15 protein-coding genes are annotated in these 13863 nt (G+C 70.7%); 7 read left to right on the top strand and 8 right to left on the bottom strand.

Features of this window, described 5'->3' with window-relative positions:
- A partial coding sequence (locus tag R2S09_RS08755) for an NYN domain-containing protein (RefSeq protein WP_372337769.1) occupies positions 1 to 904 on the bottom strand: 904 nt, incomplete at its 3' end.
- A gap of 198 nt (positions 905 to 1102) precedes the next feature.
- On the opposite strand from R2S09_RS08755, the gene R2S09_RS08750 reads away from it, so the two are divergent.
- The gene (locus tag R2S09_RS08750) at positions 1103 to 1279 is read left to right on the top strand and encodes a hypothetical protein (protein WP_159007048.1); all 177 of its coding nucleotides are present in this window, start codon (positions 1103 to 1105) and stop codon (positions 1277 to 1279) included.
- Positions 1280 to 1417: 138 nt separating this feature from the next.
- Here R2S09_RS08750 and R2S09_RS08745 read toward each other — a convergent pair whose 3' ends face one another.
- The 3 genes from R2S09_RS08745 to R2S09_RS08735 all read right to left on the bottom strand — a co-directional run bounded on the left by R2S09_RS08745 (position 1418) and on the right by R2S09_RS08735 (position 3718).
- Positions 1418 to 2023 (bottom strand): MarC family protein, encoded by a 606-nt coding sequence (locus tag R2S09_RS08745; RefSeq protein ID WP_306190480.1) that lies wholly within the window; start codon positions 2021 to 2023, stop codon positions 1418 to 1420.
- Between the two features lie 58 nt (positions 2024 to 2081).
- Positions 2082 to 2939 (bottom strand): PHP domain-containing protein, encoded by an 858-nt coding sequence (locus tag R2S09_RS08740; protein WP_306190478.1) that lies wholly within the window; start codon positions 2937 to 2939, stop codon positions 2082 to 2084.
- A 137-nt stretch (positions 2940 to 3076) separates the two neighbouring features.
- On the bottom strand, positions 3077 to 3718 hold the full coding sequence (locus R2S09_RS08735; protein WP_316740331.1) for a DUF6758 family protein: 642 nt from the start codon (positions 3716 to 3718) through the stop codon (positions 3077 to 3079).
- 212 nt (positions 3719 to 3930) lie between these two features.
- Here R2S09_RS08735 and R2S09_RS08730 point away from each other — a divergent pair, with 212 nt between their 5' ends.
- Positions 3931 to 5160: an MFS transporter gene (locus R2S09_RS08730; protein WP_316740330.1), complete on the top strand. Its 1230-nt coding sequence runs from the start codon at positions 3931 to 3933 to the stop codon at positions 5158 to 5160.
- Between the two features lie 31 nt (positions 5161 to 5191).
- Here R2S09_RS08730 and R2S09_RS08725 read toward each other — a convergent pair whose 3' ends face one another.
- Positions 5192 to 5788 (bottom strand): suppressor of fused domain protein, encoded by a 597-nt coding sequence (locus R2S09_RS08725; RefSeq protein WP_316740329.1) that lies wholly within the window; start codon positions 5786 to 5788, stop codon positions 5192 to 5194.
- A gap of 474 nt (positions 5789 to 6262) precedes the next feature.
- Here R2S09_RS08725 and R2S09_RS08720 point away from each other — a divergent pair, with 474 nt between their 5' ends.
- Both R2S09_RS08720 and R2S09_RS08715 read left to right on the top strand, forming a co-directional pair.
- A complete protein-coding gene (locus tag R2S09_RS08720) occupies positions 6263 to 7378 on the top strand; it encodes a magnesium and cobalt transport protein CorA (RefSeq protein ID WP_316740328.1) in 1116 nt (371 codons plus the stop codon).
- Between the two features lie 37 nt (positions 7379 to 7415).
- Complete coding sequence (locus R2S09_RS08715; RefSeq protein WP_306190469.1) at positions 7416 to 7928, top strand: hypothetical protein; 513 nt, start codon at positions 7416 to 7418, stop codon at positions 7926 to 7928.
- Between the two features lie 49 nt (positions 7929 to 7977).
- On the opposite strand, the gene R2S09_RS08710 is transcribed toward R2S09_RS08715, so the two are convergent.
- Positions 7978 to 8763, bottom strand: coding sequence for a hypothetical protein (locus R2S09_RS08710; protein ID WP_316740327.1), 786 nt, complete (start codon positions 8761 to 8763; stop codon positions 7978 to 7980).
- Between the two features lie 316 nt (positions 8764 to 9079).
- Here R2S09_RS08710 and R2S09_RS08705 point away from each other — a divergent pair, with 316 nt between their 5' ends.
- The 3 genes from R2S09_RS08705 to R2S09_RS08695 are packed head-to-tail and all read left to right on the top strand — an operon-like array spanning position 9080 to position 12183.
- Entirely contained in the window at positions 9080 to 10420 is a 1341-nt protein-coding gene (locus R2S09_RS08705; RefSeq protein ID WP_316740326.1) for a magnesium transporter MgtE N-terminal domain-containing protein, read from the top strand.
- Positions 10410 to 11006 (top strand): DUF1003 domain-containing protein, encoded by a 597-nt coding sequence (locus tag R2S09_RS08700; protein WP_306190465.1) that lies wholly within the window; start codon positions 10410 to 10412, stop codon positions 11004 to 11006. Before R2S09_RS08705 ends, R2S09_RS08700 begins: the two co-directional genes overlap by 11 nt.
- A 43-nt stretch (positions 11007 to 11049) precedes the next feature.
- The gene (locus tag R2S09_RS08695) at positions 11050 to 12183 is read left to right on the top strand and encodes an Mrp/NBP35 family ATP-binding protein (RefSeq protein ID WP_316740325.1); all 1134 of its coding nucleotides are present in this window, start codon (positions 11050 to 11052) and stop codon (positions 12181 to 12183) included.
- Positions 12184 to 12280: 97 nt separating this feature from the next.
- Here R2S09_RS08695 and R2S09_RS08690 read toward each other — a convergent pair whose 3' ends face one another.
- A complete protein-coding gene (locus R2S09_RS08690) occupies positions 12281 to 12952 on the bottom strand; it encodes a hypothetical protein (RefSeq protein ID WP_306190462.1) in 672 nt (223 codons plus the stop codon).
- 311 nt (positions 12953 to 13263) lie between these two features.
- A complete protein-coding gene (locus tag R2S09_RS08685) occupies positions 13264 to 13704 on the bottom strand; it encodes a sec-independent translocase (protein WP_316740324.1) in 441 nt (146 codons plus the stop codon).
- Positions 13705 to 13863 lie beyond the last annotated feature (159 nt).

The following is a 13863-nucleotide window of genomic DNA, read 5'->3' as shown; positions in this document are numbered from 1 at the left end:
AGTACTGCGCCTGGAGGTGGTCCCAGAAGCCGTCCCGCAGGGCGCGTCGCAGGTCGGCCTGGCCGCGCAGCGAGTACTGCAGCAGCCCCTCGGCCTCGACCAGAAGGTCCTGGTCGACCGAGCCGGGCAGGTAGGGGTGGCCGGGGAGGAGTTCCACCAGGGTGTCCCGGCCGCGTGCCGCGAGCCATTTCGCAGCGATCTGCGCGCCCACGAAGCGGACGTCGTCGCGGCTGGGCCGGTCGCCGCCCGCCGGGTCGTACGTCACCGCCGTGCGCCGGGAGACGTACGGCTTGAAGAAGTCGAGGTCGAGTGTGCGCTGGCTGTCGACCTCCCACAGCAGCGGCTCGGCCTGGTTGCGGCCCTCGGGCGCCTCGATGCCCCACAGGTGGACCCGGGCGCCGAAGCCCTGGGCGGCCTCGACCGCCGAGACCAGGTCCTCGTCGCCGCCGAGCAGGGCCGCGTCGCTGATGGCGCGGTGCCGGGCCAGGGACTCCAGGTCCGTCCGAATGAGTGAGTCGACACCCTTCTGCTGGTTGTTGGCGTTGAGGTTGCCGAGGCGGACCTTGACGTCGGGCAGTTCGGCGATGGACTGCTGCTCGGCGGTGTGGATGCGGCGGCGGGCGCCGTCGTACCAGTAGACGCGCAGCAGCCGGCTGTCGGCGAAGACGGTGCGGGCGCGGTCGATGAGCGCGTCGATCAGGCCCTCGGCGTCCAGGTCGAAGGCGCGGCGGTCCTCCGTCCCGGCGACCAGTCGGCCCACGGCGGCGTAGAGGTAGCCGGCGTCGACGAAGATCGCATGGGTCGAGGGTGTCTTGGCCACCTCGGCGAGCATGCGTTCCAGCAGCTCGTTCGTGCGGTCGATGCGGGCGGCCAGCGCCGCTTGGTCCTCGTTCATCGCCTCCATTGTCTCGGCGATCACGCTGCGAACACAACCGGTCCCGGTCGGTCGAGCACCCCAGCCTTACCGGTCGGTAATTAGACGTTCGAAAAATTTCTTTAGCGTAGGGAATGTTCGTAACACATGGATCGTTGACTATGCATGGAACAAGGGGCACAGACGCCCCCCGCGCCACCCACCTCACCAGTAATTCTCCGCAGGAGGATGACCAGACGAAGGGAGAAGCCCGTGCGCTTCGAGATCATGCGACTCGACGAGGTCGACGGCACCACCGTGGACAGCACCGTCGTGGACGCCGCCTCCGTCAACCGGATCGTTCAGCAGGCCGCCGCGATCGGTCAGCGGCTCTGGATCCGCCCGGCCGAGACCACGGCCTCGTAACAGCGGACCGCTCTTGACGCTTCGAGCCCCCGTGCGGCGCTTGCGCCGTACGGGGGCTTCTTGCGTGCGTGCGCACAACCTCAAGCGCCTCGGCACAGCCGCAGACGACCGGGACAGACAAAGGCGCCCCGAACAGCCTCAGGCGCCCCGGATCACCTGGAGGACGCCGTTGATGATCTGCTGGACGGCGATCGCGGAGAGCATCATGCCCGCCAACCGGGTCACCAGCACCACACCGCCGTCCTTGATGACCCGGATGATCAGCAGCGAGTAGCGCATCACCAGCCACAGCACGACGTGGATCGCGAGGATCGCCGACCACACCGACACCTGCGTGGCCACGCTGTCGGCCTTCTGCACGGCGAGGATCACGGACACGATCGCGCCGGGACCGGCGAGCAGCGGCATACCCAGCGGGACGAGCGCGACGTTCACGTCCTTCGTCTGCTTCGGCTCGTCGGTCTTGCCCGTGAGCAGGTCGAGTGCGATGAGCAGGAGCAGCAGCCCGCCCGCGATCATCAGCGCGGGCACGGAGACGTGCAGATAGTCGAGGATCTGGTGGCCGAGCAGGCCGAACACCGCGATCACCCCACCTGCCACACAGACGGCCTGGAACGCCATCCGCCTCTGCACCCGTGCGGTGCGTCCACCGGTCAGCGCTATGAAGATCGGGGTGATCCCAGGGGGATCCATGATGACAAAAAGGGTCAGAAAGAGAGAGCCGAAGACAGCGACGTCGAACATGAGGGCCTTGCGGGAGAAGTGAAGAGGTGAGGGGAGGGTGAGGTCGGAGCGTCGTGGCTCAGGCTCCGCCGGTGCCCGGCACCGGGAACGCCCCGGTCGCCCGCCGGGTGATCTCCCCGTAGACCTCGGGGTCCGTGGTGAACTCGCCGAGCGAGACGGACTTCCGGCTGCCGTGGTAGTCGCTCGAACCGGTGACCAGCAGCCCCAGTTCCGCGGCCAGGCCGCGCAGCCGCGCCCGGGTGTCCGGGTCGTGGTCCATGTGGTCGACCTCGATGCCGTCGAGTCCCGCGGCGGCCATCTCGGCGATCGCGGACTCCGGAACCGTACGGCCCCGCTTGACGGCCGCCGGGTGGGCGAAGACGCAGACCCCGCCGGCCCCCTTGACCAGCCGGATCGCCTCGAAGGGGTCCGTCTCGTGCTTCTCGACGTAGGCCCGGCCGCCGTCGGCCAGCCACTGGTCGGTGAAGGCGTCGCCCACGGTCGGTACGACGCCCAGCTCGACGAGCGCGGAGGCGATGTGCGGCCGTCCGACCGAGCCGTCCCCCGCGATCCGCGCGACCTGCTCCCAGGTCACCGGTACGCCCAGCGCGTTCAGCTTGGCGATCATGCCCTTGGCCCGCGGCACCCGGTCGTCCCGGACCAGCTCACGCTCGGCGAGCAGGGCGGGCTCGGCGGGGTCGAAGAGGTAGGCCAGCATGTGCATGCTGGTGCCGTCGATACGGCAGGACAGCTCGGCGCCGGTGACGAGGGTGAGCCCCTCGGGCAGCGCGGCGATCGCCTCGGCGTGTCCGCGGGTGGTGTCGTGGTCGGTCAGCGCGACGACGTCCAGACCGGCCGCGGCGGCGCCCAGCACCAGCTCGGCCGGGGTGTCCGTACCGTCGGACGCGGTGGAGTGGGTGTGCAGATCGATGCGCACGACACTGACTCCAGGCGATGACGGACGGAAGGGGACACCCAAGGATAACGGGAGACACGGCATGCCCTGTCACACCCGATGCGCCATGACACCCCCTACACCCTCCCCGCACCTCCGGTCCCGGCGCGCCTGGGGACCTACGGATGCAGCAGCCGCGGCGAGAGCGCCCCGCACGGCACCAGTTCCAACTCGGCGCCCGCGTCGCGCAGGTCGGCCAGCACCAGCTCGTCGTACATCAGCAGCCCCGACTGCTCGGGCCACACCACCGCCCACAGCCACAGCCCGCGCGCCTCGCCCGCGAACACGGCGCGGTCGACCGGGGCACCGGAGACGTGCCAGAGCGGGGTGGGGCGGCCACCGGCCAGCACCTTGGCGTCCGGCGGCTTCTCCACGTTCAGGGACGGGCCGGGGTCCGGGCCGTCGATGCCGGCGTAGCGGGCGCCGAGGCCGACGCCGAGTTCCTCGGCGACGAGGATCAGCTCCCCCACACCGCCGAGCGGGCCGGGTCCCGAGCAGGCCACGGCGGTGGCGCGGCCCCCGCTGCGGTCGTCACCCGCGTAGGCCACACCGGTGAACAGCCAGCCGACCGGCAGTGGCCAAGGCATCCACACCGGTACCTGGGTGCGGTTCACGACCACACTCAGGGCCTCGACGCTGGGCGGGATCACGGGCTGCAGCGGATACACCGTCCCGTGCACCTCGCACCGCCAGGCGTCGCTGAAGAGTCCGGGAGCCCTGACCCGGCCACCGCACTTCGGGCAACTGGGTTCGCCCCTCATAGGGCCCCACGGTCCTACCCGGACCGCGCCACGTCAAGGACGATCACCCGACCGGAGGGAACACCTGACCAGGCAGAACTAGATGCATGTTGCATCAATTAGCCGAGCTAACTTACTATGTGTAAAAGCCAACCAAATTGGCCGACCATCTACCGCACAGCGATCTCACACGGCGATCTCACACGGCGATCTCACCGGGATTGGAGCACGGCATGGCCGAGGACCCCTTCGACGCGGGAGCGGGCAGCATTCTGCGGCAACCGAAGGCCGTCTGGGCGACGGCCGGCGCGTCCGTCGTCGCCTTCATGGGCATCGGGCTCGTCGACCCGATCCTTCCCTCCATCGCCAAGGGCCTGAACGCCACCGCCAGCCAGGTCTCCCTGCTGTTCACCTCATACTTCCTGATCACCGCCATCGCGATGCTGGTGACCGGCTTCGTCTCCAGCCGCATCGGCGGCCGCAAGACCCTGCTGCTCGGCCTCGCCTTCGTCGTGGTCTTCGCCGCCCTGGCCGGCACCTCCGGCTCGGTCGGCGAGCTGGTCGGCTTCCGGGCCGGCTGGGGGCTGGGCAACGCGCTGTTCGTCTCCACCGCACTCGCGGTGATCGTCGGCGCGGCGGCCGGGGGCAGCGCCGCCGCGATCCTGCTCTATGAGTCGGCGCTCGGCCTGGGCATGGCATGCGGCCCGCTGCTCGGCGCGCTGCTCGGTGACGCCAGCTGGCGCTATCCGTTCTTCGGCACCGCGTTCCTGATGGCCGTCGGCTTCCTGTGCATCACGGCGTTCCTGAAGGAACAGCCGAAGCCGGCCCGCAGGACCTCGCTGCTGGACCCGATCAAGGCGCTCGGCCACGGCGGTCTCGCCTCGGCGGCGGTCTCGGCGTTCTTCTACAACTACACGTTCTTCACCGTGCTGGCCTTCACGCCTTTCGTACTGAACATGACGCCCTACAAGTCGGGAGCGGTGTTCTTCGCCTGGGGGGTGCTGCTCGCCGTCTTCTCGGTGATCGTGGCACCGCGCATGCAGAAGCGGTTCGGCTCGCTGAAGGTGCTCGGCGGTTCGCTGGTGCTGCTCGCCGCCGACGTGGTCGTCCTCGGCTACGGCGACCACACCACCGCGATCGTCTGCACGATCCTGTCCGGCGCGTTCATCGGCGTGAACAACACCGTCTACACCGAGCTCGCCCTCGGCGTGTCGGACGCTCCGCGCCCGGTGGCGAGCGCCGGCTACAACTTCGTGCGCTGGTTCGCGGCCGCCGCCGCGCCCTATCTGGCACCGAAGATCGAGGAGTGGACCGACCTCCACGTCCCGTTCGTGGTCGCCGGCGCCACGGCGGTCGTGGGCGCGCTCGTGGTCCTGCTCCGGCGCCGTGCGCTCACGCACGACGCGGAGGAGCACCAGCCGCAGCACGCGACCGAGGACGGCGTCGCGGTGTTCGCCAACTGACGCTTCTCGGCGATTCGTTGAGTGAGATCGGTCACTCCAGCGGGGCGGGCCGGCGGGCGGGGTCCCGCAGGTCCGTCCCCTTCGCCAGCCAGCGCTCCTGGAGCGCCTGCGCGCCGTGCACGCGCTTCCAGGCGGCCTCGTTCGGCGTCATCGGCAGCAGCGGCAGGAACCGTACGGGGTCCAGCGGCGCGTCGAGCTCCAGGTCCTCCACCAGACCGCCCGGCTCGGCCACCAGGACCGAGGTGAAGGGCGCGCCGGGCCACAGCGGCTCGCCCACGTCGAGCGAGGCGCCCGGCGCCACGACCACGCCCTCGACCTGCGGGGACGCGGCCAGCACGGCCAGCGGGCGGAGCACCTTGCCGGTGTCGGCGAGGCCGGCCCTGACCGACAGGAGGAGTTCGGCACGCGGCCCCTTGACGGGGTCCGCGAGCACCGCCGTGGGGTCCGTCATCGGGTGGGCGGACATGCCGAGGGTGGCGTAGCGGACGATGGCCCCCTCCCCGTCCTCGCCGGGGAAGCGCAGCACCTCGATGCGGTCCGTGCCGAGGAAGGTGACCGCCGCGCGCGCGTCCGGCTCGCCCAGCGCGGAACGCAACCGGGCCTCGACCAGAGGAAGAACATCAACCATGCGGGGAGCATAGAACTCGTCAGCAGCGGGCAAAGCGGCGCCTTGACACGTCGGCCGACTGATATTCTTGCCCGGTGGTTCGGGGCAGCACGCAGAAGCGTCGCTATCGGGTCCCGACGCCGATGGAACTCCCTTACGAGGGACCGGCCGGAGGAGGTGGGGCTGTCATGGATCGAAGTCGACCGTGCAGTAGCACCCGCTCTTCCCGCCGTTGACGCAGCCTTTTCCGGTTGCGTCTGCTCGTACTGTCCGGCCACCGCCTCCCGTATGCGCGCCTTCACGCGGAAGAGCACTTCGTTTCGCTTTGCCTGATCTGCGTCAGTAGCTGAATCAGCGATGAAGCCCGCCACCGCGACGGTGCGGTGCTCCCCGCTTTGTGGACGTGCGAAACATCTACGCACCGGACGTCCTCATTCCGGGCAGTTCCGACCGCCGTGGGCGGCTCTTCGTTGCTCGTCGCGAAGGAGCCCCGCCATGTCGATGATCCGTGACCTGCGTGCCGTGGTCCGCCCGTCCCGCCCGGCGCCGCGCAAGGACACCGGCGCGTACGACACCACCCGCGACCCGGCCACGGCCTCCGCCGTCGTCGACTGCGCCGTCTACCGCGACGGCACCCGCATCGATACGCCGAAGCCGCTCACCCCGCAGGAGGCCATGCGCCAGGTGCGGCGCGACGGCGGCTTCGTGTGGATCGGGCTGCACGAGCCGACCGAGGCCGAATTCGCCGGTATCGCCACCGAGTTCGGGCTGCACCCGCTGGCCGTCGAGGACGCGGTCCAGGCTCACCAGCGGCCCAAGCTGGAGCGCTACGACGACTCCCTCTTCACCGTCTTCAAGACCGTCCACTACGTCGACCACGACCAGCTCACCGCCAACAGCGAGGTCGTCGAGACCGGCGAGGTGATGTGCTTCACCGGGCGGGACTTCTTCATCACCGTGCGGCACGGCGGCCAGGGCTCGCTGCGCGCCCTGCGGCACCGGCTTCAGGACGACCCCGAGCTGCTGGCCAAGGGCCCCTCGGCCGTCCTGCACGCCATCGCCGACCACGTCGTCGACGGCTACATCGCGGTCGCGTCCGCCCTTCAGGACGACGTCGACGAGGTCGAGACCGAGGTGTTCTCGCCGGGCCGGGGCCGGACCCCGCGCGGCACCGACGCCGGCCGGATCTACCAGCTCAAGCGCGAGGTCATGGAGTTCAAGCGGGCGGTGTCGCCGCTGCTGCGGCCCATGCAGCTGCTGAGCGAGCGGCCGATGCGGCTGATCGACCCGGACATCCAGAAGTACTTCAGGGACGTGGCCGACCACCTCGCCCGCGTCCAGGAGCAGGTCATCGCGTTCGACGAACTGCTCAACTCCATCCTCCAGGCCAACCTCGCCCAGGCGTCCGTGGCGCAGAACGAGGACATGCGGAAGATCACCGCCTGGGCCGCGATCATCGCCGTACCGACGATGGTGTGCGGGGTGTACGGCATGAACTTCAAGTACATGCCCGAGCTGCACTGGAGGTACGGCTACCCGGTGATCATGAGCATCACGGTCGCGATCTGCCTCGGCATCCACCGCACGCTGAAGCGGAACGGCTGGCTGTGAGGCCTGCTCGTCGCGCGGCCCTCGTTAGTCTTCTGCCATGACAAGAGCGACGCTCGACCAGGCCCTCGTCGAGGAGGCCACCAAGAAGTCCGGCCTCATCTGGGTCAAGGGCCCCGGCGTCCCGGCCCGTGCCCTGTGGCACGTCTGGCACGAGGGCGCGGCCTGTCTGGTCGGCGACGGCCCCGGTGAGCAGCCGCTGCCGCACCTGGTCGACGGCGGCGCCGCCGAGGTGACGGTGCGCAGCAAGGACAAGGGCGGCCGGCTGGTCACCTGGGCCGCGAAGGTCGTGGAGCTCGCGCCCGAGTCGGAGGCGTGGCAGGCGGCCGTGGCCGAGCTCAAGGGCAAGCGCCTGAACGCGCCCGACGGCGAGGCCATGACCGCCCGGTGGGCCCGCGAGTGCCGCGTCGTACGCCTGGAGCCGACGGGGACGGTCGCACCGCTGCCCGACGGCTCGCTGGCGGGCGCGCCGCTGCCGACGCCCGCGACGACCCGCCGGCCGATCCCGGCCGGACTGCCCCGGCTGCTGCTGCGGAAGCGGCGGCGCAAGTAGCCGGGCCGGTGGAGGGGAGGGCGAGAGTGAGGACGAGGATGAGGGTTTTTCAGGACGTCGGCAGCTGCTTGCCGTAGTCGACCGTGTCGCTCTTGTCCGGTTCGGTCAGGGAGAAGTCCTTGCCCCATTCCGAGAAGGTGAGGGTTCCCGCGTCGCCCGCGCGCACCAGGCGCACCGGGTAGGGCGTGCCCTCCAGGGAGACGTCCAGGGTGCCGCCGGTGCCCTTGCCGCCGGTGATGCGGATGGTGCGGACGCCGGACTGCTCGTGGTGGCCGTCCGTGGCCAGGGTGCCGTGCAGCGTCAGCAGGCCGTCGAGGAGGACGTTCTTGTCCGTGAAGCCGCTGAAGCGCTGGTACGCGGGATCGCCCTGCGGCACCTTCACGTACTTGCCGTCGAGCTTGTCGGCGGCGCCCGTGTCCGTGCCGCCGCCACCGTCCTTGCCGCCACCGTCCTTGCCGTCGCCGTCGGCGTGGCTCCAGAACTCGGCGTTCGCCTTCAGATACAGCTTCTTGCCGACCCGCAGCAGCCCGAAGGTCACTCCCTGCGAGGTGACCGAGCCGGAACCGCCGTCGGACTTCAGGCGCATGTCGAGCCGGTACGTACGGCCGTTGCTGACGACGTTCCCGGACAGGTGCACGGCGTCCGCGGAGTCCGCCGCCGTCCGGGTCCTGGCCTGGATCCGGTCGGCCGGCAGTTTGCCGACGCCGTTGGTGCCCGCGTCCGGATCCTTCTCGGAGCACCCCGCAAGGCCCGCTCCCGTGACGGCGACCAGAGCGCACAGCGCGCTCACCAGCGCGGCCCGGCGGGAACGGCGGCCCTGGGGAATCGCGGTCACAGGTGGCGCTGCCTTTCTGACGCGAGCGACTGGTGCGAGGCATGCGAGAGATGCGACGGGTGGTACCCGAAGCGGCGTAACGCAGCGTACCGGTGCCGCGGCCGAGGAACGGAGCCAGTCCGTCCGGACCGCTCACCAGGGCGTATCCGAACCGGACGGGCTAGCCTGAAGCCCACCTGAACGGGCAAGCGGGAAAAGACACCCACCATACCCACGAGATGCCGTACGCATCACGAGCGCGCACAACGGCAAAGCTCGCCACGACGGCAAAGCAGGCACAACGGCAAGCAGGCACAACGGCAAAGGAGGCGCGGCCATGGCAGCGGGCGCCCCGCGGATCTTCGTCTCGCACCTGTCCGGCGTCGCCGTCTTCGATCCGGCCGGCGACCAGGTGGGGCGCGTGCGGGATCTGGTCGTCATGCTGCGCGTCGGGCGCCGGCCGCCCCGGCTGCTCGGGCTGGTCGTCGAACTCTCCACCCGGCGGCGCATCTTCCTGCCCATGACCCGGGTGACGAGCATCGAGTCCGGCGAGGTCATCACCACGGGCGTGCTCAACGTCCGGCGGTTCGAGCAGCGGCCCACCGAGCGGCTCGTCTTCGGTGAACTGCTGGACCGGCGGGTGACGCTGGTCGAGACGGGCGAGGAGGTCACCGTCCTGGACCTGTCGGTGCAGCAACTGCCCGCGCGCCGGGACTGGGAGATCGACCGGGTCTTCGTCCGCAAGGGACGCAAGGGCGGCGCGTTCCGGCGCGGCAGGGGCGAGACGCTGACGGTCGAGTGGTCGGCGGTCACCGGCTTCTCCCTGGAGGAGCACGGGCAGGGCGCGGAGAACCTGCTCGCCACCTTCGAACAGCTGCGCCCCGCGGACCTCGCCAACGTGCTGCACCACCTCTCCCCGAAGCGGCGCGCCGAGGTCGCCGCCGCCCTGGACGACGACCGGCTCGCCGACGTCCTCGAGGAGCTCCCCGAGGACGACCAGATCGAGATCCTGGGCAAGCTGAAGGACGAGCGCGCGGCCGACGTCCTGGAGGCCATGGACCCGGACGACGCGGCCGACCTGCTCGGCGAGCTGCCCGTGGAGGAGCAGGAACGGCTGCTGGGTCTGATGCAGCCCGCCGACGCGGCCGACATGCGGCGGCTGATGTCGTACGAGGAGCACACGGCGGGCGGTCTGATGACGACCGAGCCGATCGTGCTGCGCCCGGACGCCACCGTCGCCGACGCCCTGGCCCGGGTCCGCAACGCCGACCTCTCCCCCGCGCTCGCCGCCCAGGTCTACGTCTGCCGTCCGCCCGACGAGACCCCGACCGGGAAGTACCTGGGCACGGTCCACTTCCAGCGACTGCTGCGCGACCCGCCCTACACCCTGGTCAGCTCGCTCGTCGACGACGATCTCCAGCCGCTGGCGCCGGACGCCGCGCTGCCCGTGGTCGCCGGTTTTTTCGCGACCTACGACATGGTGGCGGCGCCCGTCGTCGACGAGGCCGGCTCGCTGCTGGGCGCGGTCACCGTGGACGACGTCCTGGACCACATGCTGCCGGAGGACTGGCGGGAGACCGAGTTCCACCTGGACGAGCAGGCGGACGTCGGACCGGCCGCCGCACCGGGCGGCCCTCCGGCAGCCGGACCGGGCAAGGGGGCCGCCCATGGCAGCTGACCGCGACAGCGTCCGCGAGCGCCACCCGGCGGGTGCCACCGCCGCCGGCCGGCCCCGGGCGGGCCGGCTGGACCAGCCGCGCGCTCCCCGGCGCAGGCTGCTGCCGGAGTACGACCCGGAGGCCTTCGGGCGGATCTCCGAGCGGATCGCCCGCTTCATCGGCACCGGGCGGTTCCTGGTCTGGATGACGGTGGTGATCCTGGTGTGGGTGCTGTGGAACATCGCGGCACCGCGCCATCTGCGCTTCGACGAGTACCCGTTCATCTTCCTGACGCTGGCGCTGTCCCTGCAGGCCTCCTACGCCGCCCCGCTGATCCTGCTGGCGCAGAACCGGCAGGACGACCGCGACCGGGTCAACCTGGAGCAGGACCGCAAGCAGAACGAGCGGTCGATCGCCGACACCGAGTACCTGACCCGGGAGATCGCCGCGCTGCGCACCGGCCTGGGTGAGGTGGCGACCCGCGACTGGATCCGCTCGGAGCTGCAGGACATGATGAAGGACCTGGAGGAGCTGCGGGACGGCCATCGCGAACCGGCCGTATTCCCGGCAGACCGCCCGCGCGGGCGTGACATGGACGACCGCTGACGGGGGTCCCGGGGCCGCCGCCGCGGGCCGTACCATCGTCCTTATGGCTACGGAAGACGCGGTGCGCGCAGCGCTGGCGACGGTTGACGACCCCGAGATCCACCGACCCATCACCGAACTCGGGATGGTCAAATCCGTGGAGATCGGCGCGGACGGAGCGGTCGCGGTCACCGTGTACCTGACGGTCTCCGGCTGTCCCATGCGCGAGACGATCACCCAGCGTGTGACCGACGCGGTCTCGCGCGTCGAGGGCGTCACCCGCGTCGACGTCTCGCTCGACGTCATGAGCGACGAGCAGCGCAAGGAGCTGGCGAACGCCCTGCGCGGCGGCCAGGCCGAGCGTGAGGTCCCCTTCGCCAAGCCGGGCAACCTCACCCGGGTCTACGCGGTCGCCTCCGGCAAGGGCGGCGTCGGCAAGTCCTCGGTGACGGTGAACCTGGCGGCGGCGATGGCGGCCGACGGCCTGAAGGTGGGCGTGGTCGACGCCGACATCTACGGCCACAGCGTGCCGCGGATGCTCGGCGCGGACGGCCGCCCGACCCAGGTCGAGAACATGATCATGCCGCCGTCGGCGAACGGCGTGAAGGTCATCTCCATCGGCATGTTCACCCCCGGCAACGCCCCGGTCGTCTGGCGCGGCCCGATGCTGCACCGCGCGCTCCAGCAGTTCCTGGCGGACGTGTACTGGGGCGACCTGGACGTGCTGCTCCTGGACCTGCCGCCCGGCACCGGCGACATCGCGATCTCCGTGGCCCAGCTGGTCCCGAACGCCGAGATCCTGATCGTGACGACGCCCCAGCAGGCCGCTGCCGAGGTGGCCGAACGGGCCGGCTCGATCGCCGTGCAGACCCACCAGAAGATCGTCGGCGTGGTCGAGAACATGTCCGGCCTGCCCTGCCCGCACTGCGGCGAGATGGTCGACGTCTTCGGCACGGGCGGCGGCCAGCTGGTCGCCGACGGCCTGACCCGCACCACCGGCACGACGGTCCCGGTCCTCGGCAGCATCCCGATCGACGTCCACCTGCGCGAGGGCGGCGACGAGGGCAAGCCGGTCGTCCTGACCGACCCGGACTCGCCGGCGGGCTCGGCCCTGCGCGCGATCGCGGGCAAGCTGGGCGGCCGCCAGCGGGGGCTGTCGGGGCTGTCGCTGGGGATCACGCCGAAGAACAAGTTCTGAGCCGCTGAGGGGCTCCTGAGCCCCTGGTCGGGCTCATGCCGCTCGTACGACGAAGGGGCGCCGTTCCGCTGCGGACGGCGCCCCTTCGTCGTGGGAGTCACGCGTACGCGGTGATGTCCTTGACCTTGGCAAAGCCGAGCCCGTACGCGCTCATGCCCCTGCCGTACGCCCCCACGTGGACCCCTTCCTGGGTCGTGCCCGCGAGTACCCAGCCGAACTCGGACTCGCGGTAGTGGAAGGGGGCAGGGACGCCGTCCACGGGCAGGGACAGCGTCGACCAGTCCGGGCCGGTCAGGTCGTCGGCGAGCACCCACGCCGTCTCGGTCTGCTGCTCCAGCCAGTCGTCGCGCAGGGCGTGGTCCATCTGCATGGGCCAGGTGAAGGACAGCAGGCCCACTCCGGCGAGCCAGGCCGCCGAGGAGACCGACGTGGCCTCCAGCTGCCCCGTGCCGTCGGCGAGGCGCCGCTCGGGGTTGGCGGCGACGGTGACGACGACCGCGAACCTCTCCTTGGGGTCGTCCGGGGAACCGGACGCGAACTCGTTGCGCACGGAGGGCTCGTCGCCGTGCCCGATCGAACCGTGTTCGACGGAACCGTCGGCCGAGGTGCCGACCTGCATCAGCCAGCGCGGTCCCGTGAAGGCCTCGTCGAGGCCGTACCACGGGAAGGGCGCCAGCAGGTAGCCGTCGACCGTGCGCTGGGCGGAGGGAAGCCGCTGCCCGCCCTCCGCGGCCGGCGCCTGCGCGACCGCCCTACTTGTCGTCTCCATGTACCCGGACGCCTCCTCGCTCTCGCCGGACCGGGGCTGCCCGCCCCCCTTCGGGCGTACGCGTCCGGTCCGCACAACAACTCGGCAGCATATCGAGCCCGTCTCGGGCAGCCGGGAAATCACCCGGCGCGTAGGTCGCAGGAGGGACGGGTTCAGGCCGCATGGACCGCACCGGACCCCACGGGACCGCACGGAATTCCCGGGGTCCGGGCGGGGCGGCGCGGCCCGGGTCGTGGCCCGCCGGCTCGCTGTGAACTGACCGTGGCCTGGGCGGCGTCGGCTTGGACGGCTTGGGCCTGGGCGGCGTCGGCCTACGTGGCGTCCGCGTCGAAGGGCGGGCGGTCGTCCCGGTCCGTGCCGTCCTCGGGCTTCTTGGTCATGTCGACCCGGCCGCCTGCCGAAACCGACGCGGAGGACGTCGAGTCGGAGTCGCGGCTGTGGACGGCGTCCGTGACCTCGGCCATCTCCTTCTTCAGGTCGAAGCCGTTGCGGATCTCCTTCAGCCCCAGGTCGTCGTTGTCGAGCTGCTTGCGGATGAACGTCTTGGGGTTGAGGTCCTCGAACTCGAAGTCCTTGAACTCCGGGCCCAGCTCCTGGCGGATGTCCTGCTTGGCGCTCTCCGAGAACTCGCGGATCTTCCGGACCGTGCGCATCACGTCCTGGATGACCTTCGGGAGCTTGTCCGGACCGAACACGAGCACGGCCAGGACGATGATCGTCACCAGCTCGAGCGGTCCTATGTCATTGAACACCTGAAGCTCCTTGCGATGTCCGTGTCCTCGGCCCTCGGGTGGTCCGGTGTGTACGGGTCCATCCGTGGTCCGGGCCGGAACCACGGTACCCGGCCCCTGTGCGCTCCCGGTACCGTCCCGAGGCCTCGGAGTGCGTGTACGCGAGCAGTTTTCCGGCTT

The sequence above is a fragment of the Streptomyces sp. MK7 genome (genome assembly GCF_032658145.1).
Taxonomy (GTDB): Bacteria; Actinomycetota; Actinomycetes; order Streptomycetales; family Streptomycetaceae; genus Streptomyces; species Streptomyces spiralis.
Note: the sequence above shows the minus strand (reverse complement) of the source record. Positions and strands in the feature narration are given on the sequence as shown.

Excerpts from the sequence above, each read along its gene's own strand:
- R2S09_RS08750 (WP_159007048.1), top strand. The coding sequence starts at position 1,103 with ATGACCAGACGAAGGGAGAAGCCCGTGCGCTTCGAGATCATGCGACTC.
- R2S09_RS08745 (WP_306190480.1), bottom strand. The coding sequence starts at position 2,023 with ATGTTCGACGTCGCTGTCTTCGGCTCTCTCTTTCTGACCCTTTTTGTC.
- R2S09_RS08735 (WP_316740331.1), bottom strand. The coding sequence starts at position 3,718 with ATGAGGGGCGAACCCAGTTGCCCGAAGTGCGGTGGCCGGGTCAGGGCT.
- R2S09_RS08730 (WP_316740330.1), top strand. The coding sequence starts at position 3,931 with ATGGCCGAGGACCCCTTCGACGCGGGAGCGGGCAGCATTCTGCGGCAA.
- R2S09_RS08725 (WP_316740329.1), bottom strand. The coding sequence starts at position 5,788 with ATGGTTGATGTTCTTCCTCTGGTCGAGGCCCGGTTGCGTTCCGCGCTG.
- R2S09_RS08720 (WP_316740328.1), top strand. The coding sequence starts at position 6,263 with ATGTCGATGATCCGTGACCTGCGTGCCGTGGTCCGCCCGTCCCGCCCG.
- R2S09_RS08715 (WP_306190469.1), top strand. The coding sequence starts at position 7,416 with ATGACAAGAGCGACGCTCGACCAGGCCCTCGTCGAGGAGGCCACCAAG.
- R2S09_RS08705 (WP_316740326.1), top strand. The coding sequence starts at position 9,080 with ATGGCAGCGGGCGCCCCGCGGATCTTCGTCTCGCACCTGTCCGGCGTC.
- R2S09_RS08700 (WP_306190465.1), top strand. The coding sequence starts at position 10,410 with ATGGCAGCTGACCGCGACAGCGTCCGCGAGCGCCACCCGGCGGGTGCC.
- R2S09_RS08695 (WP_316740325.1), top strand. The coding sequence starts at position 11,050 with ATGGCTACGGAAGACGCGGTGCGCGCAGCGCTGGCGACGGTTGACGAC.
- R2S09_RS08690 (WP_306190462.1), bottom strand. The coding sequence starts at position 12,952 with ATGGAGACGACAAGTAGGGCGGTCGCGCAGGCGCCGGCCGCGGAGGGC.